The organism is Sorangium sp. So ce117, from assembly GCF_051524395.1.
In the GTDB taxonomy this organism is placed as follows: domain Bacteria; phylum Myxococcota_A; class Polyangia; order Polyangiales; family Polyangiaceae; genus Sorangium; species Sorangium cellulosum_B.
In genome coordinates this window covers 1133747-1153671 of record NZ_CP150309.1, presented here as the reverse complement: position 1 = coordinate 1153671, position 19925 = coordinate 1133747, and the positions used below count along the sequence as shown (strand labels likewise).

At 68.6% G+C, this 19925-nt stretch carries 11 protein-coding genes; 5 read left to right on the top strand and 6 right to left on the bottom strand.

The genetic code is table 11. The annotated features are described in order from the left end of the window. The first annotated feature begins 31 nt into the window (after window positions 1-31). Window positions 32-1987, top strand: a complete 1956-nt coding sequence (locus WMF46_RS04325; protein ID WP_437984433.1) for a protein kinase domain-containing protein — start codon at window positions 32-34, stop codon at window positions 1985-1987. Window positions 1988-1995: 8 nt separating this feature from the next. Further along, window positions 1996-3726 (top strand): ATP-binding protein, encoded by a 1731-nt coding sequence (locus WMF46_RS04320; protein WP_437984432.1) that lies wholly within the window; start codon window positions 1996-1998, stop codon window positions 3724-3726. A 32-nt stretch (window positions 3727-3758) separates the two neighbouring features. Here the strand turns inward: WMF46_RS04320 and WMF46_RS04315 are convergent, their stop codons facing one another. Beyond that, window positions 3759-4436 carry an iron-containing redox enzyme family protein gene (locus WMF46_RS04315; protein WP_437549659.1) on the bottom strand — a complete coding sequence of 226 codons (678 nt, stop codon included), beginning with the start codon at window positions 4434-4436 and terminating at the stop codon, window positions 3759-3761. Between the two features lie 91 nt (window positions 4437-4527). Between WMF46_RS04315 and WMF46_RS04310 the strand changes: the two genes are divergently transcribed. Both WMF46_RS04310 and WMF46_RS04305 read left to right on the top strand, forming a co-directional pair. Next, on the top strand, window positions 4528-6081 hold the full coding sequence (locus WMF46_RS04310; protein WP_437984431.1) for a YcaO-like family protein: 1554 nt from the start codon (window positions 4528-4530) through the stop codon (window positions 6079-6081). A 74-nt stretch (window positions 6082-6155) separates the two neighbouring features. Continuing rightward, the gene (locus WMF46_RS04305) at window positions 6156-7484 is read left to right on the top strand and encodes a TfuA-like protein (RefSeq protein WP_437984430.1); all 1329 of its coding nucleotides are present in this window, start codon (window positions 6156-6158) and stop codon (window positions 7482-7484) included. Here the strand turns inward: WMF46_RS04305 and WMF46_RS04300 are convergent. The 3 genes from WMF46_RS04300 to WMF46_RS04290 form a co-directional block, all read right to left on the bottom strand. Beyond that, window positions 7456-8256: a GNAT family N-acetyltransferase gene (locus tag WMF46_RS04300; RefSeq protein WP_437984429.1), complete on the bottom strand. Its 801-nt coding sequence runs from the start codon at window positions 8254-8256 to the stop codon at window positions 7456-7458. The two genes, WMF46_RS04305 and WMF46_RS04300, sit on opposite strands and share 29 nt — an antisense overlap. A gap of 242 nt (window positions 8257-8498) precedes the next feature. Next, complete coding sequence (locus WMF46_RS04295; protein ID WP_437984428.1) at window positions 8499-8909, bottom strand: protein kinase domain-containing protein; 411 nt, start codon at window positions 8907-8909, stop codon at window positions 8499-8501. 52 nt (window positions 8910-8961) lie between these two features. Continuing rightward, on the bottom strand, window positions 8962-10638 hold the full coding sequence (locus WMF46_RS04290) for a GMC oxidoreductase (RefSeq protein ID WP_437984427.1): 1677 nt from the start codon (window positions 10636-10638) through the stop codon (window positions 8962-8964). 343 nt (window positions 10639-10981) lie between these two features. Here WMF46_RS04290 and WMF46_RS04285 point away from each other — a divergent pair, with 343 nt between their 5' ends. Beyond that, window positions 10982-12463 (top strand): aryl-sulfate sulfotransferase, encoded by a 1482-nt coding sequence (locus WMF46_RS04285; RefSeq protein ID WP_437984426.1) that lies wholly within the window; start codon window positions 10982-10984, stop codon window positions 12461-12463. Window positions 12464-13150: 687 nt separating this feature from the next. Here WMF46_RS04285 and WMF46_RS04280 read toward each other — a convergent pair. Together WMF46_RS04280 and WMF46_RS04275 are read right to left on the bottom strand one after the other, a co-directional pair. Next, window positions 13151-16132 carry a penicillin acylase family protein gene (locus WMF46_RS04280; protein WP_437984425.1) on the bottom strand — a complete coding sequence of 994 codons (2982 nt, stop codon included), beginning with the start codon at window positions 16130-16132 and terminating at the stop codon, window positions 13151-13153. Between the two features lie 306 nt (window positions 16133-16438). After that, window positions 16439-19462, bottom strand: a complete 3024-nt coding sequence (locus tag WMF46_RS04275; protein WP_437984424.1) for a DNRLRE domain-containing protein — start codon at window positions 19460-19462, stop codon at window positions 16439-16441. Between the last annotated feature and the right edge of the window lie 463 nt (window positions 19463-19925).

Here is a 19925-nt window from a genome sequence, read left to right as displayed (position 1 = left end):
CTTCGCGCGCGAGCCGGACGCCCACATGATCATGTCGAATCGTACGATCGCACGGAAGTACACGCTGGAACGTGAGATCGGACGCGGAGGGATGGGCGTCATCTGGGAGGCGTTCGATCAGGTGCTCCGGCGTCCGGTCGCCGTCAAGGTGATGACGCCCGAGCACCTCACCTCCGACACCGCGCGACGCCGCTTCGAGCGGGAGGCGATGGCGATCGCCCGGCTCCGGAACGAGCACATTGTGCAGATATATGATTACGGCATCGACGAGGATTGCCCTTACATCGTGATGGAGCTCCTCGAAGGAGAGGACCTCGAGAGCAGGCTCGCCCGGGAGCACCAGTTCTCGCCGTCGACCACGCTCGCCCTGCTCCGGCAGATCGCCATCGGCCTGGAGGCGGCGAGCTCCGCGGGGATCGTCCACCGCGATCTCAAGCCGGCAAACGTCTTCATGGCCCGGAAGGAGCCCGGCGAATGCGTGAAGCTCCTCGATTTCGGCGTGGTGTGGACGGTCTTCGAGGGGTCGGACGAAGACCAGCAGGCGGTGGCTGGCAGGACGATCGGAACGCCGGCGTACATGAGCCCCGAGCAGGTGCGCGCCGTCGTGCCGAACCATCTCAGCGATCTCTGGTCGCTCGGCGTCATCGCCTACAGGGCTCTCACAGGCCGGCTCCCCTTCACGACGAACGGGATCGGGGAGCTGTTGATCAGCATCTGCACGGATCTATCCCCGCCGCCGTCGAGCGTCGTCCCCAGCCTGCGGCTCGACTTCGACGGCTTCTTCGAGCGCGCGCTGGCGAAGGATCCGGCGCAGCGGTTCCAGTCCGCGCTCGAGTTCGTCGCGGCGTTCGCGGCGGTGAGCGAGGCCAGCAGCGGTCCCACCAAGATCCTTGTCGCCGACGATGAGCCCGACGTGGCGCTCATGATGAAGCTGCACTTCCGGCAGAAAATCCGCGACGGCGTCTACCAGTTCCTCTTCGCGGACAACGGGGAGTCCGCCCTCCGCGAGCTCCGGCGCCACCCCGATATCGACGTCATCTTGACCGACATCAAGATGCCCGTGATGGATGGACTCACGTTCCTCGGGCACGTCCCGGAGGTGAACCCGTTCGCAAAGACGGTGATGATGTCCGCCTACGGCGACATGGGGAACATCCGGTCCGCGATGAACCAAGGCGCATTTGATTTCCTGCTCAAGCCGCTCCAGCGCGCCGATCTCGAGGCGACCATCGACAAGACCAAGAAACAGGTCGCGGAGCTGCGGAGGAACGCGCGCTCGGACGAGGAGAACAAGGTCCTCCGCCAGTACACGAGCGCGGCGTTGGTCGAGCGGCTCCGGGCCATAGGGCCCACAATCGCGCTCGAGAGCGAGACCCTCATGGCCACGGTGGCGTTCGTCCACATCTTCCAGTTCATCCCCGCCGCCAAGGCGATGCCGCCCGGTGAGGCCATGAGGCTGCTCAGGGCCAACTTCGAGATGATCGTCCCGGAGCTCCTGGCGAAGGGGGGCGTCGTGGACAAGTTTCTCGGCGACACGGTGATGACGGTGTTCCAGGGGCCGGATCATCTGTCGAGGGCGCTCAGCGCGTGCGTGGCCGTCCGCACGCAGGTGGCGGCGGTGGCGCACCGCGCCGGCAAGTGCTCGTCCTACATGCGGCGGATCTGCATCGGCCTCTCCACGGGGCAGGTGCTCTCCGGCAGCGTCGGCTCTCAGGCCTACGGGCGGCTCGACTACACGGTGCTCGGCGAGGCGGTCAACGCCGCCGCGCACCTCGCCAGGACGGCGCTTCCCGGGGAGATCCTCATCGATGCAGCGGCCCGCGACGCCGCGCAGGGGCTGTTCGACTTCGAGCCGGTGGACGCGAGGAGCCTCTTGCCGGGAGGTCCGCCCGTGAACGCCTTCAACGTGGTTCGCCGCGGTCCGGCCGCCTCCCTCGCAGAGGGCACGCCGACCGTCAGTGTTGCCACGACGACCACCATGCGATAGGTCGAGCCTTGCCGACGCTCATCTACAATCCCGGCGGCCCTGAGGAGCAGGCCTTCTCCATTGGAGACATTGCCATCACCATCGGCCGCGCGGAGGATCAGGCGATCTGCATCCCGCACAGGAGCCTGTCCCGCAGCCAGGCGCGGATCGAGCCGTCCGAGGGCAGGTTCTTCATCGTCGACCTGCAGAGCAAGAACGGCACGTTCGTGAACGGCGCGCGGGTCCAGCGCAAAGAGATCCGGAGCGGCGACACGATCACGCTCGGCGATCTCGATCTGCTCTTCACGACAGATGGCGCTCCTTCGTCGGAGCCGTCGCTGCGACCGCAGGCGATCCGCCCGCTGACACACACCGTCATCAGCAAGCTCATGCAGGAGGGCGAGCGCGGCGGTCCCGGCTCCGGGCCGCGGGCGGAGGCTCGGCTGCAGATCCTGATCGAGGTCGCGAAGCTACTCCCGGTCTCCGATGACATCAACACCCTGCTCCACAAGATCCTCGATCTGATCTTTCAGATCCTCGACGTGGACCGCGGCGCCATCCTGCTCGTCAACGAAACGACGGGGAAGCTCGAGCGGCGCGCCGTGAAGACGTCGCTGCCTTTGCCTGACGATGAGCCGATCTTCAGCCAAAACATCGTCGATTATGCGCTCCGCAAGAGCGTGGCGGCGCTCTTCGCCGACGCCGTTCTCGACCCTCGCCTCGACGCGGCGCGCTCCGTCGTCGCCCAGTCGATCCGCGCATCGATGTGCGTTCCGCTCAAGCCCAAGGACGACGTCATCGGGGTGCTCTATGTGGACAACCGCAGAGCGACACATGTCTTCACCGATGCGGATTTGGAGTTCCTCGTCGCGTTCGCCAGCCAGGCGGCCGTCGCCGTGAAGAACGCGTCGCTGTACCGGCGCCTCGAGCGCGAGACGGTGGAGCGCATGCAGCTCGTGCTGGACGCGAAGCTCGCGTCGCTCAGCGGCGTCGTGGCAGGCATCGCTCACGAGATCCGCAATCCGCTGAATTTCATGAACAACTTCGCTGATATCGCCGCCGGCTTGGCCGAGGATCTGAGCGAGGAGCTGCGCGCGCAAGGGGAGCGGCTCGACCCTGGCGCGCTCGCGCAGATCGAGGAGAACCTGGGCCACCTGCGCGACAGCATGGCCCGGATCACCGAGCACGGCCGTCGCGCAGACGCGATCATCAAGGGGATGCTCCAGCACGCCCGGCGCCCGGCGGGCGAGCGGGCGCCGGCCGACCTGAACGCAGTGGTGGACGAGAGCGTGCGGCACGCGCGCGCCGGGGCCCAGGGCGGCGAGGCCGACGCGCACATCGTCACGGCGTACGATCCGGCGATCGGCCCGGTGGAGATGGCGGCGCTCGACATGGGGCGGGTGTTCCTCAACGTGGTCGACAACGCGCTGTACGCGATGCGGCAGAAGAAGCGCGAGCGCGGGGCCAGCTACACGCCCGAGCTGAGCGTCCGCACTGCGGACCGGGCGGATCAGGTCGAGGTGCGCATCCGCGACAACGGGATGGGGATCCCGAAAACGATCGCCGTGCGCATGTTCGAGCCGTTCTTCACGACGAAGCCGCCTGGCGAGGGAACCGGGCTGGGGTTGTCCTTGAGCCGAGAGATCGTGGTGCAGGGGCACCAGGGGACGATGCGGGTGGAGAGCGAGGAAGGGGAGTACACGGAGTTCGTGATCACGCTGCCGAAGGAGAGCCGCGGCGCTCCGCTTTCACAGGCGTGAGGCGCATCGCTCGACCGATGCCGCCGGGCAGCTCACCCCTGCTGCGCGCCGGCTCCGAGGATCTGCTCCATCGACCTTCCGACCTCGTAAGCGCTGTGGAGCGTGCTCAGCCCGATCGCGGCGATATGCCGCGGCTCGAGCGGCAGTCTGTCCACAAGCTCCTTGTAGATCGCATTGTGCTCAGGCTCGAGCGCCGCGTGCCGGAGGTAGGTCCGGAACGCCGTCCTGGGCAGGCCAGTCTTCGCGACGATCGAGTCCACCCTCTCGGGGGTCGGAGGCTCCGCTTCCACAACCGCGATATAGCCGAGAAGCGCGATCGGATGGTGGTGATAGATCCAGTAGTACTGAGAACCCACCATCGACGCGATCGTCGGCGGAGGGAGCCGATCGAGCACCTCGCGCACGTCGAGCCCTAGCGCCGCGAGGTCCTCCAGGATCCACTCATCATGGCGCCGCTCTCTCGGGATATGATCCGTGAAGTACTCCTGGAGACCAGCGACCACCGGATCGGCAGTGTCCATCGAGCTCAGCCGGCTGACCGCCGCCTCCATCAGCGGCACCGTCGCGCGCGCCATGCAGTGCATCCGGAACAGCATGACGGGGTAGAGCTCCACGAGCTGTGGGTGCTCCCAGAACCTGGCGGTCGCCTCCGCGAGCCGAGCACTGTAGAGCTGCCGCCGGGCTTCCAGTTGCTCGCTGATGCGCTGCATGGCTCGAACGCTCCGTGCCAGCGACGCCGCTTAGAAGCCACACACCTGCATAAACGTCTGATTCTTGCTCTGAGCGGTGCTATCGAGCTTCTTGTACGCCGAGATCAGCGCGTTGATCTCATCGCTGGATAGTTTGGCGATCGTGTCCCGCATCGTGGGATCGAGATCAACGTCCTTTGTAACGGCGTCAGGAAACATGCCCGCGTTATATAGAGTATCGAAGTTGCTCATCAGGGGCCCCGATTCAAAATTACCGCTCTGTCAGCGATCTTACCTGGGAACGCTTCAAGCTGTCAACCCCCAAAAACCGAGAGTCGCGGTGTCCGTCGGATGTATCATCAACGGTAAACCGCCCCCCTGTCGCCGCCACTCCTCTACCGATCACGGAGGAAGGACCGCCTTGCAGACAAGAGACCCCTGGCGCTTCCCCCCGAGCCCCAAGATCGACCCTCTCGTCGATCGCGTGACGACCGCGGATGACGCCGAGCGCCGCGTGAGCGCCATCGCCACCCGTGTCCCGATCACCCGAGTGTCTGATCTCTCGCCGCTCGACAGGCTCCGCCTCCCGGTCTTCGCCGCCGTCACGCCGCTCGCGCGCGATCTGACGACACACCTCGGCAAGGGTCGCGACGCGACGTCGGCCCGCGTCAGCGCGCTGATGGAGGCTGTCGAGCGCGTCTCCGCGGAATCCATCCCGGAATCTTTGACGCTGCGCGCGAGCTTCCGTGACCTCGAGGGAAGCCTCTCGCCACCCGCCCTCGACCCCGCCCTCTTTGACCTCCCCGACGATACCTTGTACTCCGCCGAGCGCGCGATCACCTGGGTCGCCGGGCGCGAGCTTCGCTCGGAGACCGGTGTCCTCCTGGCGGCCGACCTGGCCGTGAGCCCTCCGACAGACGGCCTCCTGCGGGACGTGGATACCAATGGGCTCGCCTCCGGCAGCACCGTCATCGAGGCCGTCATCCACGCCCTGTGCGAGGTGATCGAGCGCGACGCGCAGGCCCAGGTCGAGTTCTTCGCGCTCTTCGGCGCTCCCGAGGCTCCGCCCCCGCCGCTCGCGCATCTCGATCCGACGACCTTGCCCGACAGCGCTCGGGGCTGGCTCGATGCTCTGGCCGCGCATGACCTCCACATGGTCGTCCACGACATCACCAGTGATATCGGGGTCGCAACGTTTTGGGCCGTCCTCACCGACTCGCGCTTTCCGACCGCCGATGGTGTCGCCACCCGGACGTTCAGCGGCGCGGGGACCGCTCCAAGGGCCGAGGTCGCGCTGCTGCGCGCAATCACCGAGGCAGTGCAGTCACGCGTCGGCGTCATCCACGGCGCGCGCGACGCATGGAATTTTCTGCCCGCAGGCCGGCGCGCCGAGAGTCGCACCATCCGCCTGCGGCAGCTGCTGCCGATGAAATGGAAGCCGTTCTCGGCCGTGCCGTCCTTCGCCTCCACGGATCTCCGCGACGATCTCGCGTTCCTGCTCTCCCGCCTCGCGGACGCGGGCATCGAGCGCGTCATTGCCGTCGACCTCACGCGGCCCGACATCGGCATCCCGGTCGTGCGCGTCCGCGTGCCCGGCCTCTCGCCGTTCCTCGTCAACCGGCGGCGGGTGGGCGAACGCTGCCTACGCCATCTGCTGTGGCCGTAGCTCGTTCCTTATCGTCCCTCCCTGTGTTATGACGCGCCGCCGCGGCGACGAGCCAAGGACACCCTATGCCCACCATGCCGGATGCACCCGTCGTGTACATCGGCCCCACGATCTCGCATCGGGACGCGGAGTCGGCGCTCGCTGGGGGCGATTTTCGCCCGCCGGTGGCGCGCGGGGACCTCTATGCCGCCCGGCAGCACGGGAGCTCCGTCTTCGTTATCATCGACGGGGTCTTTTCCCAGCAAGAAGCGGTGTCGCCCCGCGAGATCGTCGACGTCCTCCGGGATGGGGCGGTGGTCATCGGCGCCTCGAGCATGGGGGCCTTGCGAGCGGCCGAGTGCTGGCCGCTCGGGATGCGAGGGATGGGGGCGATCTATCGCCTCTTCCGCCGCAGCGCGCTTGGGTCCGATGATGAGGTGGCGGTGCTCATGGATCCCGACGACGGCCACCGCGCGCTGACCGTAGCGCTCATCAACGTTCGCCACGCGGTCTCGATGGCCGTCCGCGCCGGACGCGTCGACCGCGCGACCGCGGACAGGATCACCCGAGCCGCGGTCGACCTGTACTACGCGGATCGAACATGGAGCGCCATCCTCGGGCGCGCGCGCGTCTCGGATCCTCACGGACACATCGAAGCGTTCCTCGCAACCCACGATCTGAAGCGCGACGACGCCCTGAGGGCGCTGCGCGGCACCGCCCGGCGGATCGCGGCGGACCCCGGCGTCCTCGCGCGACGGCGCCTCGGTCCCGCATCCTTCGCGCGAACCGAAATCCACCGCGAGCGAGCGCACGACGCCCTCGGCGGTGCCGAGCCACGGCTCATGAAACGAGCGTTGGCTCGCTGGCAGCTCCTCGGCGGCCGCTACGTCGACCACCTGCTCCCCATCGTGGTCGCGCGGCGCGGGGAAGAGCTGTGCCGCCGTATCGAGATGGCAGCGCCGCGCGCGGCGCTCCTCCTTGGCGCGCTGCGCCTGGGCGCCGCGCCGTCTGGCGCTCAGGCGGATCCCGGCAGCGGCGCGCTCGTCGCGCCGACCGCGCTCCGCATTGCCATGATGGAGATCTGGATGGCGTTCATCGCCGCCGAGGGAGAGTTCGCAGAAGCCCTGTGGGACGAGCTCACGATCTCCGGTGGGCTCGACGCCGAGCTCTTCCGGTGGCGCGCCTTTCGCGAAGCGGAGCTCGATGCGCGACGACGCGGGCTCACGATCCGGCCGCGCGATCGCCAGCTCGCCTCGACAGCGATGCTCGCCGCCCACGGCTTTGCTGGTTGGCTCGACCTGCGGCAGGCGGCGGAGAAGACGGCCTACGGCTTTGGCCCTTTCGTCGAGCACCGCGACCGTATCGCCCTTTCGCTCCGATCGCGCGAGCGGATGTTCAACCCTCGCTCGCATAGTGACCGATGAACGGTGCGACCTCGCGAAAGCCCATCGTCGCATAAAGGGACTTCCCAGCCTCGGTCGCATGTAGCGCCATGCGCTTCGGGCCCTTCGCGAGCGCCGCCTGCTCGAGGGCGTGCCGCATCACGGCCTCTCCGTAGCCACGCTGCTGGTAGGCCGGTAAGGTCGCGACCAGGCCGACATAGTGGCACGATTCGAAAGACACGACGGTTGCGGTCGAGACAGCTCTCCCGTCCACGATGGCGAGATAGCCGAACGCGGCGTCGGGCCACATCGATGGGTAGCTCACCGCCTCGATCCCCCACTCGTTCGGGATGCCATAGGCCTCGGCGTTGACGGTCCCCACCGACCGCCGCGCGTGCTCGTCGCGGACTCGCGCATATTCCACGTTCGGCAGCTCATGCTGCGGTACCGCGAACGAGTCCGCGACCATGCCGGTCATCGGCTCTGCGTGCGGCAAGCCTTGCTGCGCGAATATCTCCGGAGCGCGCTCGCGGAGCTCCGGAGGCAGCATGTCTGGGCTCACAAACAAGAGCCAGCCATGCTTCAGCCCGCTGGCGCAGGCGAACGTCGCACGGAGACGGGCGACGAGATCGACCTCGTCGTCGACCGGGGTGTCGAAGAACATCAGGTTACAGATCGGCCACGCGTGGTTCATCCACCTGGCCACGACGCCGGGGGCCGGCCTGCTGACGCTGCCGTCGGGCGAACGCTCTGCCCAGAAGGACCACGCGTCGATAAAGAGCTGATTCGATTCGAGCACTCGGCTGTCAATCATGGCGTCGTCTGATCGCTCTCGCGGTCTCCAAGGAGGGAGGTTGATTCACCCCTGCCGGGCCTGCGCCGGGCTGCGCAGTCCACGCTCACACTGATCGAGCTCCTCCGTGTCCCCCTGCCCCTGCGCCGTGCTCGACGCCGTCAGGGTGCAGCAAACGGCCGTGATCTGGCGCCGCTAGCCCTCCACCAGCTGCTTGGAGCGCCCACCGGCGACCAGCTGCCTGGCGAGCTCCACCGTCTCCGTCAGCATGTGCCGCCGCGTCCTTCGCGGTCGCGCGTCGGAGGATGTCCCCGCGCCTCGCGAGGATCCAGCGGGCCCTCCTCGGCGAGGACCCGGGCGAGGTCCTTGCCAGGCGCGAACTGGAAGACCGAATAGACGACGTCCTCGTCCGCCTGCCCCGAGTCGATAAGGCTGACGATGTTCGGATGGTGGAGCTGCCCGCAGAGCTGCATCTCGCGCGAGAAGCGCGCGACGCGCTTCTCGCGCGCCTGCGCCGCGCCGCTCGACCCGAGCTGCAGCACCTTGATAGCGACGCACTGGCCCGTCGCGAGCTGCCGCGCCTTGTAGACGGTGCTGAAGCCGCCCTCGCCCAGCTCGGCGAGAATCTCATAACGGTCCCCGAGCACCGCGCCGATCTTCTGTCGAGCGTCCAAGCTGCCCCTGCCTTTGCGTGGCGCGCACTACCACGCACACTACATTCTCTACCTACAAGGAATCTTGTTCGCCTCGCAACCGCTTTTTTATCGTAGCCTGGCCTTTCGAGGGCGCCGCCGCCTCGAGCATTCTGGACGCCCCGGTGAAGGCGGGGTTGTCCCGCCTCGGTGGCATCTTGCTCATCGCCCGCTCGGCCATGGCGGTGATGGTGAGCGACGGGTTCACGCCCAGGTTCGCGGGCACCATCGAGCCATCGACCACGTAAAGGCCGTCGTGGCCGAACACCTGGTTGCGCTGGTCGATCACCCCGCGCTCCGGGCTGTCGGCGATGGCGCAGCCGCCAAGGATGTGCGCGGTGGTCGGGACGTTCAGCACGGCCTCGTTGATGGCGTTACGCGGGGTGCCGTCCATCAGCACGGCGAGCCGCTTGCCAACCTCGTTGGCGACGGGGATGTACGCCGGTGGCTTCGGCTGGCCGGGCGGTCTGTGGGTGGTCATCGCGCCGCGCTTCCAGGCGAGCTGCATGTAATTGTCCACCGTCTGCATCACGAGGAGGATCGTGGAGCGCCTCGCGAACCTGAACGGCAGGAGCCCGGTGATCAGGTCGATGGGGCGGAGCAGCCGCCGGCCCAGCCAGCGCAGCCAGCGCGGCAGGCCCGGCGCGTCGTCGGTGAGCACCGTGCCCAGCGCGCCCATCACGTCGGAGCCGGCCGGGTAACGCACCGGCTCGATGTGCGTGCGCGCGTCCGGGTAGATGCCGCTCGCGATCGCGATGCCACGGGAGTAGTCGACCCGGTCGTCCCTGGCCGTCACCCCGAGGATGACTTCGCTGTTGGTACGCACGTAGTTGCCGAGCTGCGTGGAGAGGTGGGGTAACCGGCGCTCGGCCCTCGCCTTCAGCAGGAGCTTCACCGTGCCCAGCACGCCGGCGCTGAGCACCACCCCGCGCGCCCGGAGCGTGCGGCGCCGCTTCCTGAGCAGCGCGGTCGAACGCTCCAGGGTGAGCTCGTAGCCGCCGCCCGGGAGCGCTTCGATCGCGGTGACCATCGTCTCGGGCTGGATGGTGCAGCCCTTCTTCTCGGCCAGATAAAGGTAGTTGAGATCGAGCGTGTTCTTGGCGCCGAAGCGGCACCCCACCATGCATCCGCCGCAGTGGACGCACGTGGCGCGCTCAGGGCCCTCGCCGGCGAAGAACGGGTCTGGCACGCGCTGCCCTTCCTGCTCGCCCTCCCTCGCGAAGAGGACACCCACGCTGGCGACGTGGAACGTGTCCCCCCGGCCCATCTCGTCGGCGATCTGCCGGAGCTGCCGGTCCGCCGGCCAGAGCTTCGGGTTCGGGGTCACGCCGAGCATGCGCTTCGCGAGCTCATAGAAGGGCATCAGCTCGTCGCGCCAGCTGGTGCCGGCCGGCCAGCCGGGGCTGGCGAAGGCCTCGGGCGGAGGCACCAGCAAGGTGTTGGCATAGACCAGCGAGCCGCCGCCCACGCCCGCGCCCGAGAGGATGAGCGTGTCGCTGAGCAGCGTCAGCCGCTGGATGCCGTGACAGAGCAGCCTGGGCGCCCAGAGGAACTTCCGTACATTCCAGTTGGTCTTCGGGAACTCCTCCTTGCGCCAGCGCTTGCCGCACTCGAGCACGGTGACGCTGTAGCCCTTCTCGGTGAGGCGCAGCGCGGAGACGCTGCCGCCGAAACCCGAACCCACGATGGCGAAGTCGACGTCGAAATCCATGCCACCCGCTTCTCGGGGGGAGTATGGCCCAGCCGGTCTCCAGAGCCCACCGGCGGACGCGGCTCGGCGTCGCGCCTCGCGCCTCGTTGACCGCGCGCACGCCCTCCCGCGTCGCCGAGAGCGGGGCGCGCCGTTCTGGAGAGGCGCACACCTCGGCGGGGATCTCGGCGGCCGGAGGACGCTCTCGACGTCCGCGGTGCACCCAGGCCAGCGCATGGTGCTGGTCGGCTGCTCGCTGCGCAGCAGCGTCGCGCGGCGGCGCCCGGCGCAACACCTCCACCCACGGCATTCACCGCTGGTACGCCCCGTGCGTAGCGCCACCGCGGACGAGGAGACGCGAACCATGGGCCATCCGACCATCTACCCCACCGGGGTCACCCTCTATGACCCGGACCGGAGCTGGAACGGCTATACGATCTTCCAGGCTGCAGGGCTGGGCGCGCTGCTCATCGACATGAACGGCCGTGAGGTGCAGCTCTGGCGTGGGCTGCACGGGTTTCCCAACAAGCTGTTGCCCGGTGGACAGGTGTTCGGCAGCACCGGGGAGCGCGACCCGCGGCACGGGGCGCAAGACCAGATCGACCTCGTCCAGGTCGACTGGGAAGGCAACGTGGTGTGGCGCTTCGACCGCCTCGAGCACATCCACGATCCCGGCGAGGCGCCGCGCTGGCTTTCGCGCCAGCACCACGACTTCCAGCGGCAGGGAAATCCGGTCGGCTATTACGCGCCCGGCCAGGACCCGCTGGTCGACCGGGGGAGCACGTTCCTGCTCGTGCACGAGAACGTGCAGAATTTCGCCATCTCCGAGCATCCGCTGCTCGATGACAAGATCATCGAGGTGGACTGGAAGGGGAACATCGTATGGGAGTGGCGCGCCCACGAGCACGTCGAGGAGCTGGGCTTCGATGACGCCGCGCGCGCCGCCCTGCGCCGCGATCCCAGCCTGCGCGCGCCGGGCGGCAGCGTCCTCGGCGCGAGCGCCGCGGACGGGGGGATCGGCGACTGGCTGCACATCAACTCGCTGTCCCTGCTCGGGCCGAACCGGTGGTACGACGCCGGGGACAAGCGCTTTCACCCCGACAACCTGATCTGGGACGCGCGCGAGGCGAACATCATCGCGATCGTCGACAGGAAGACGGGGCGGATCGTGTGGAAGCTCGGCCCGCGGTACGACGGCAGCGAGGCGGAGCGCCGGCTCGGCTGGATCATCGGCCAGCACCACGCCCACCTCATCCCGCGCGGGCTGCCGGGCGAGGGCAATCTCCTCGTCTTCGACAACGGGGGCTGGGCCGGCTACGGCGCCCCCAACCCCGGCGCGCCGAGGGGCCTCAAGACGGCCCTGCGCGACCACTCGCGGGTGCTGGAGATCGACCCCACCACGCTGGAGATCCGGTGGCAATACACGCCCAGGGAGGCGGGCTTCGTGATGCCGCTCGACGCGGCGCGCTTCTACAGCCCGTTCATCAGCAGCGCTCAGCGGCTGCCCAACGGCAACACGCTCATCACCGAGGGCTCCGACGGCCGCATCTTCGAGGTCACCGCGGGGCACGAGATCGTCTGGGAGTACATCAGCCCTTACTGGCGCAAACCGCCGCTCAGCCTCAACCTCGTGTACCGGGCCTACCGGGCGCCGTACGCCTGGGTGCCCCAGCTCCCGGCGCCGCGGCAGGCGCCGGTGCCGCGGCTCGACGTCAGAACGTTCCGCGTCCCGGGCGCGGCGCCCCTCGGCCGGGACCGGGTTGTGGAGCTCCGCGGCGCCCAGGGCTACGGCGCCGAGGCGGATTTCTGCGTCGCGCCCACGGAGGGGAGCGAGGCGCAGAGATGATCGACGTCAGGCGGACCGGCGCGCGGGCGCCCACTTGCTCGGCGCGCTCCCGGGCGGCTCGCGGCGCGGCGAGCTGGGCTCGTCGGTCGCTGTGCGGAACGACGAGCGCGCGGTCGCCCGCGGCGGCGGCGCGGAGCCGGAGCGCCGCGACGCGACAGCGGCGCGCCGGGAGGGGTGAGCGCCCGGCGCCGAGCCCTCCAGCGGCTGCGCGCCATCCGGAGGCGCGGCGTCCCCCGACCGGTCGTCCCAGGCCTCGATCCGCGCATTCGCCAGCTGGTGCGCGACCGCCTCGAAGAGACGATTGAACGCGGAGCGCTGGGTCTGATCGCGGGCTGTGCGGTCCCGCTCCCCCGCAGGATGGGGAAGGAGGAGAATCGAAGCTATCCGGAAGTGAAGGCCAAAGGCGAGCACGACCTCGGATGCCCCAGCCGATCCTCGACGGCCCGCCCCTCCTCTCGGAAATTCCCCCGAACCCGAGCACGCCGCCGGAGCTGCCGCAGCGACCGCAGCAACCCTCGCAAGAAATAAGGATTCCCGCCTCATACCTGTACGTACCCCGAGCGTTCTCGTTCGGCTCAACGAAAAAGCCACGGCGCCACCGGCGGAAGTTTCTTGTCAGGAGCTCTTCCTTTGTGGCGGCCACGACGCCGACGTTCGCGCGCGCGACGCTCGCGGTGGCCGCGCCGGCTATGGCGCCTCGACCACCGTGCGCGACGCCTTCGCCCGGATCACGTCGGGGAGCAGGAACGGCACCAGGTGCGTCTGGTTCTTTCGCCAGAGCTCCGCCTGATCGCGGAAATGCGGGCTCTCGGCGTCCCAGACATTGCCTCCGGGAATGGCGTTCCACGCCTTCGGCCCCGCCGGGTCGAGCTCCACGACGAGCCGTTGCGACGGGCCGTGGACGTACCGGAAATCCGGTGACTCGTCGAGCGCCCACGAGAGGCGGTAATCCGAGGAGTCCACCGCGAACTCGTCGCCGCCGCGCGGAAAGCCGCCGCTCCAGAGCGGATCGCTCGGCGGAGGGATGCTGAGGCTGCTGGAGAGGGGGACGAGCGCGTGGAAGGTGACCGTGTGAAAGGCGCCCCAGCGGGGCGCCGCAGCCCCGGAGCCCCCCTGTTGCTCGAGCCAGGCGAGGGCGTCGAGCAGGGCGCGCAGCACGCGCTCGTCCCTGGACTCGACCGCTGGCGTGCCCATGTCGTCCCACAGCGTGCTGTCCTGCACGGCCGGATCGAAGGTGGCGAGCTGCTCCCGATCGGCAGAGAACAGGTGGAGGAGCGCCTTCGCCGACAGGTCCCAGGAGAACGACGGGAAGCCCATCTGGTCGAGCTCGTCGCCCAGCACCCGGCGCACCACCCGGACGAGCCAGAGGTTGAAGACCAACGTCGCCTCCGAGGCGCGGGCGTCGATCGCGCCGGGGCCATCGCCCTCGTCCGCGAGCGGCATGGCGGTGTCGAGATCGATGCCGGCGGCCGCCTTGTAGTCCGCCTCCTTGCCCCAGCCGTCGAGGAGCGCCCGCAGGGCGGCGATGCGCTGCGGGTCGTATGCGGCGTCCGCGACGATCGCGGTCAGATCGGGGTGAGTACCGGGCGTCTTGCGCTCCGCCTCGGCGCGGTCCACGGCGCGGAGGAGGTGAGGCACGAGCCTCGCGCCGAGCGCCGACTTGATGTCGCCCTGGATCGCCGCGCAATCCTCCGGCGACAGAGGTCCCTCGTGGGCATCGATCCGCTCCTGGATGCGGCCCTCGCGAAACCCGATGTCGAAGCTGCAACCCAGGTACATCGGGGTGCCGTCGGGGAGCGTGCCGTTCGATGGATCGTTGTCCAGGGAGTCCCCGATGGGGTCGTTGTTCGCCGTGGCGAGGTATCCCGCCGGCGGGTTCTTCGCCCGGGGGATGAGGTGCTCGGGGAGCGTCCCTGTCCACTCCGCGGTCCCGTCGCCGGGGAGCACCATGCAGGGGAGGACGCCCGTATAGGTGGCCGCGTCCCAGGCGAACGCCTCAGGAGACCGCGTCGGGATCGCCGCGTGCGTCGTCCAGAGGATGTCGCCCGCGGTGTCGCCCATCACCCAGTTCTGCGCCCCAACGCTGAAATTCGAGAGCGACTCCTGCGCATCATCGACCGAGCGGGCGCGCAGCAGGCCGAAGATGGCCTCCAGCTCCTTCGTCGGCGCAAGCCCCGTCCAGCGGACGCTGAGCGCCCCCACGGCCGGGTCCGGATCCACCACCGCGTGGTCGACGATGGTCGGCAGGAGCGGGCCGTGATGGGGCACGATCGGGACACGGTAGGTATAGGGCTCCCTGCCAGCGATCGCGATGACCTCCTCGACCGTCTGGAGGGGCACTGGATTGCCCTTGAAGAGCACGGCCTTGCCGTCGGGCGTGAGCTTCTCGGCATAGACATCGGTGACGTCGTACATCGCGACCGTCGCTCCCCACCCGACGTGCTCGTTGTGGCCCAGGATGATCCCCGGAATCCCGGGGAAGGTGACGCCCCCGACGTGAACATCGCGGCTCGCGTCCTTGCCCTCGGGCGCGGTGACATGGATCGAGACGGCATACCAGACGGCCGGCGCGCTCAGCGACAGGTGGGGATCGCTGGCCACGAGCGCGTGCCCCGTCGCGCTCCGGCTCGCGTGGATGGCCCAGTTGTTCGAGCCGAAGCCCTCCGGGGCGACCTTGCTCCTGGCGCGCTGGACCGCGCTCAGGTAGCCGGTCAGCGACGAAATGAGCTTCGCGCGGCCCGGCGCGGCGCGGCCCGGTCGTAGCGCGCGAAGCGCCCTCTTCGCCGCCTTGTCCTCCGCCTTCTGCGCCTTCTCCCGCGCCGGGGAGGCGGGATAGCCGCTGCTGGTCACCGCGGGCTCGGAGGGGGCGAACCTCAGGAAGTCCCGCTCGAAGCCGGCGCGCTTCTGCGCGAGCGGATCGGCGCTGCTCGACGCGAACGTCGTCCGGGCGGCGTCGAACAGCTGCTGCATGGTGATGTCCAGCTCGGCGTCGAACGACAGGAGGTAGCTCTGGAAGCGGCTGATCGCGAGCGAGTCGACGCCGCTCCAGTCGGTGAACGCCTTGGCGGGTATCCCCGTCGCGCCTTCGGGGAGGAGGATGTCCGCGGAGCGGATCTTCCTGAACACCTGGGTCACCCCGTCCGCGTACGCGTCGAGCATCTGGCGGAGCTCCCCCTCGGGGAGCGCGTCGTACTGGGCCCTGGCGATCCGACCGAGCCCGACATGGCGGAGAGCGATGTCCTGATCGATGGTGGTGGGATCGAGGTCGCCGAAGAGCTCTGCGAGCCTCCCCTCGGCGGTGCGCCGCAAGATCTCGAGCTGAAGCGCGCGGTCGCGCGCCGTCAGATACCCTTCGACGCGCATCGCGTCCACGAGGTTCTCGGCATAGATATGGGGCCTACCGTCCCTGTCCTGGACGACATCGACGGCAGCGAGCAGGCCGCCGATGGTGAGCCGCCCGTCCACGGGCAGATCCGGACGATCGCCGAGGGGACCGAACGTCGCGGAGGAGGGCGGGCTGCCGTCGGGCGCGCCCGCGTCGGGATCGCCGGGCGCGCCCGCGTCGGGCGCGCGGCTGCCGGGACCAGGGTCGTCCGAGCACCCGAGCATGCCCGTGAGCCCGGTGACCAAGGCGAGGACGCAATGTGCCGAAGAGAATGACAGTCGCACGAACGCTCCTTGGTAGGATGGAAGCGAGCCACCGCGGCGGCGTCGTCCCGCGACGCGGTGGCTGGAACAGCGCGTCGTCAAGCGAGGTAGGTTCGGAGCTCCTTTCGCGGCAACATGGGCCAGGGCACGGCCGGCAAGAGGGAGCGTGCCTTGGCGCGGTGTCTGGGCCAGCATGACACGCAGACGCCGTGGCGGCCCGTGCCGGACCGCCCCCGCGCCAAGCCGTCTGAATCTTACCTTGGTACCCCGGGTCGCCGAGGAGGCCAGCGACTGCGGTCCGGGAGGACCTTGCTCGACTGCGCGGCGCTACTGGAAGGTCACCGAGAGCGTCGGACGCCTCGCGACATTGGCCACCTCGCTCGAGCAGATGCGCAGATCCTTGCCGGTCGCGGTGTTGGCGAGCACGAGGCCTTGATTGGCGGCGCTGCTCCGGACCCACCTCTGCACGCTGCCGGGGTCGAGCGCGATCGATTTGCGCTGATATCCGCTGTCGTCGATGTTCAGGAACTGAAAGGTCGGTCCCTGCACGTCGCCCGAGCCGATGCCCGGCGCGGTCCAGTTGCTGCCCGCGCCCCCGCTCGAAAAGCCCAGCGTCGCGGAGCCGTAGCTCCACGGCGTCTTCATGAAGTTGCCGTTCATGGCTTGCGGCCCGACCCAGCTCTCGAACGTCACGGCGAGCGTGGCGGCCGTCACCGTGGCGGTGGTGGGGATCTGCGATATGTCGAAACGAATGAGCGCCTTGGTGGTGTAGCGGCGCGTGTCGGCGAGGAGCACGTCGTTGGTCTTGTAGACCGTGCCGACAGGGTTGCTGGACGAGTAATTCAGGCTGGAGATGCTCAGATCTTGCACACCGGTGTAGCCATTGACGCCCTGAGTGAAGGTCAGCGTCTGCGCTGTACCGCCGGGCCTCGGCGGCGTCGGCTCGGTCGGCGTCGTCGGCGTCGGTTCGGTCGGCGTCGTCGGCGGCGTCGGCTCGGTCGGCGTCGGCTCGGTGGGCGGCGACGGTGAGGTCGGCGTCGACGTCGGAGGCGTCGAGGAGCCCGCCGTGACCGCGCCGGTGGCGCTGACCTTGAAGCTCAAGGTCTTGCTGGCGCCCGACACCTGCAGCGCGCCGCCCGCGCTCACGCGGATCCGCCATTTTCCGCCGGAGTCGACGGCCGTGACCGCATATCCGGAGCTCGAGGGCGCAACGTCGACCAGCACATGCTCGGCTGCCGCTTGCGAGACCAGGTACTCCGCGCTCGACACGGTGCCGGTCGCGGCCTGATCGGCCGAGAACAGCACGACCTGATTCTGCGGCGCCGAAAGCTCGACGCCCACCACGTTGCCGGCGATGACGTTGCCGTCCGCAGACGACAGTCGCGTTTGCTCGCCGAGCGTCGCGCCCGCCGAGACGACGGTCAGCCACTGCTGCGCCGCCGCACGCACCGGAGCGTGCACCTCGAGCCGCGCCGTCGAAGCCGGCAGCGTCGTCGTCGTCGTGCTCGCGCTCTTCGGCAGCAGCGCGCGCACGCTTCCAACCAGCGTGCTACCCACCACGACGTCGAAGCGCTTCTGTGTCGCGTCGGCGGTGGTCACCTGACGCGGCGCCACGGGTGTGTGAAAGCTCATCCACTGGTCCGCGCTGGCCTTCGCCACCGTCGTGCGGTCGAACAGCACGAAGCTGCCTGGACGGAAGAACACCACGTCGCGCGTGAACTGCGAGACCGGCTTGACCGTGGGGCTGCCGTACTGGTCTCCGAGGCCCGTGGCGCGCGCGCGCACGAACGCGCCGCGGTCCTCGTACCGCTCTACATGGGCGTTCGAATCGACCGGTGAGAGCGAATTCTGTCCTGGGTTGTACCGGTTCGTGGCGTCGTCGACGAAGAAGGTATTGTGCAGCCGGCGCTGGCTCGTGCCGTAGCTGTCGTCGTTCACCAGGTTCTCGCAGGTGTTGCCGCAGTTCTGGGGCAGCCAGCCGGTGGCGTTCATCAGTACCGGCTGATCGCCGACCACCACGCTCAGACCGCCGGCGTTGAACATCTGCTCCCCGGAGTAGGCGGCGTTGATGTACGCGCCGCCAGACAGCGCCCCCCACACGGCCGTCTTGTCCCAGGACGAGCGCATGCCGACGTGGCCAGGGCCGGCCGCGAAGTGCGACAAGCCGCTCGACTGGTACCCGCTCCTGGCGGCGGCCGTGTCGCCATACAAGAACTTGGACCACGGCGCCGAGTCGTCGCCTGCTGCCGCGATCACGTCGGCGGCGAAGCCGCGCGCGACGGCGGCCGAGGTGTCACCCTGCTGCTCGAGCATGGTCGCCAGACCGAGGAACATCGCCGCAGAAGGACGCATGTTGATGCCCGCACGAATCGTGCCCTGGTCGTCCATGTGCTTGAGTGAAGGCCACGTGAAGTACCGAGCATAGGTCGCCTGCTCGCGGGCCAGCGGCAGCTCCTTCCACCAGTCGAGGCCGGTCGCCGTCTTGGTCGCCCACAGCGCCTCGACCATGTACAAGACGGCCCTGCCGCCGTAGCCCCAGCCCTCCGGCCAGCCTCCGCCAGCCATCATGCTCGTGAACTTCGGCTTCACGAGCTGTCCCCACATGCGCGTCACGACGTCGTTCCAGTACACGCTGGCCTTGGCGTTCTCGCCCTCGGTCGCCAGCGCCGCCGCGGTCTTGGCCAGGTAGTAGCCGGCGAAGTAGTTACCGATCGGGTCGTTCTTGATCAACCCGCTCTCGTCGTACCAGTCGATCCACGAGTTCATCGAAGCGACCAGGCGCGTCTTGGTCGCAGCCGGCAGCGCCGGGTAGAGCCAGTCGTAGCCGAACGCCATACCGACCACGTAGTTTCGGATGCCGTAACCCAGGTCCGTCGACGGCTTCTGCCCCCCGGACGCGACCGGGGTGCTCATGGCCTCCAGCAGGCGAACGCCGGCCTCGCCGTAGCGAGCCTGCGCGGCCGTGTCGGTCGTCACGCGATAGCAGATGCCCAGCGCGCGCACGACCGGCGGATACTCGTCACCTTGATAGCCTTGCCCGACGTTCGGGTAGCCCGGGTAGGTGCTGCCGTTCGGCGGGTGCATCGTGCCGGTCGTGTAATCGTCGCAGCGCTTCTTCAACGCCGTCCAAGCGGCGTCGCCAGCCGCGGCGCGCGCCTTCAGCCGCGCGATGACGGAGTCGGTCAAGATGAGCCGCGCGGCGGGGCGCGCTACCAGCATCTCCTCGCTCGCGCCCACGTCTTCTTCGGCCAGCTCAGCCAGCTCGTCCGAATCGGGGACGCCCAAGCAGCCGAGCAGGCCGGAGATCCCGGCCAAGAAGGTCAAGGGAAGGAGGTGACTGATTCTACGCATTGAGTCTCCTTTGACGGAAGGCACACACGTGCCCCGTCGCAGACTTGCTTCGTCTGTGGGGGTTACCCGTTCGGCGACTGACTTCGAATCGGGGCCTGGGCGGCCCCTCCGCGGTCACGTCCTCATCGAGCGGCGCTCAACGATCGACATCGCCACGAGCGAGGCGATGAGCTTCCCGGCGGCAAACGACGGCGACCCAAAGCATCGAGAAATCGAATGCATGGCTTCTTCTCCCCCGGCGTCGTCGAACCGCTGTGATGGACAGGACCGTGACGGGCGAAGGCACCAGGGGGCAGAAGAGGAGCCTCCCGCTGCGTGCATTCGCGCCGCGAACCATCGGAGCAGACCATCCAGCACCAGAGGGTGCGGATACCGGCGCTCTCGTGAAACAACTCTATTCCCGGATCGACTCGTCCGGTCAAGACGAAATACTTTCCAAGATCAAACGACCGCCAATTAGGTC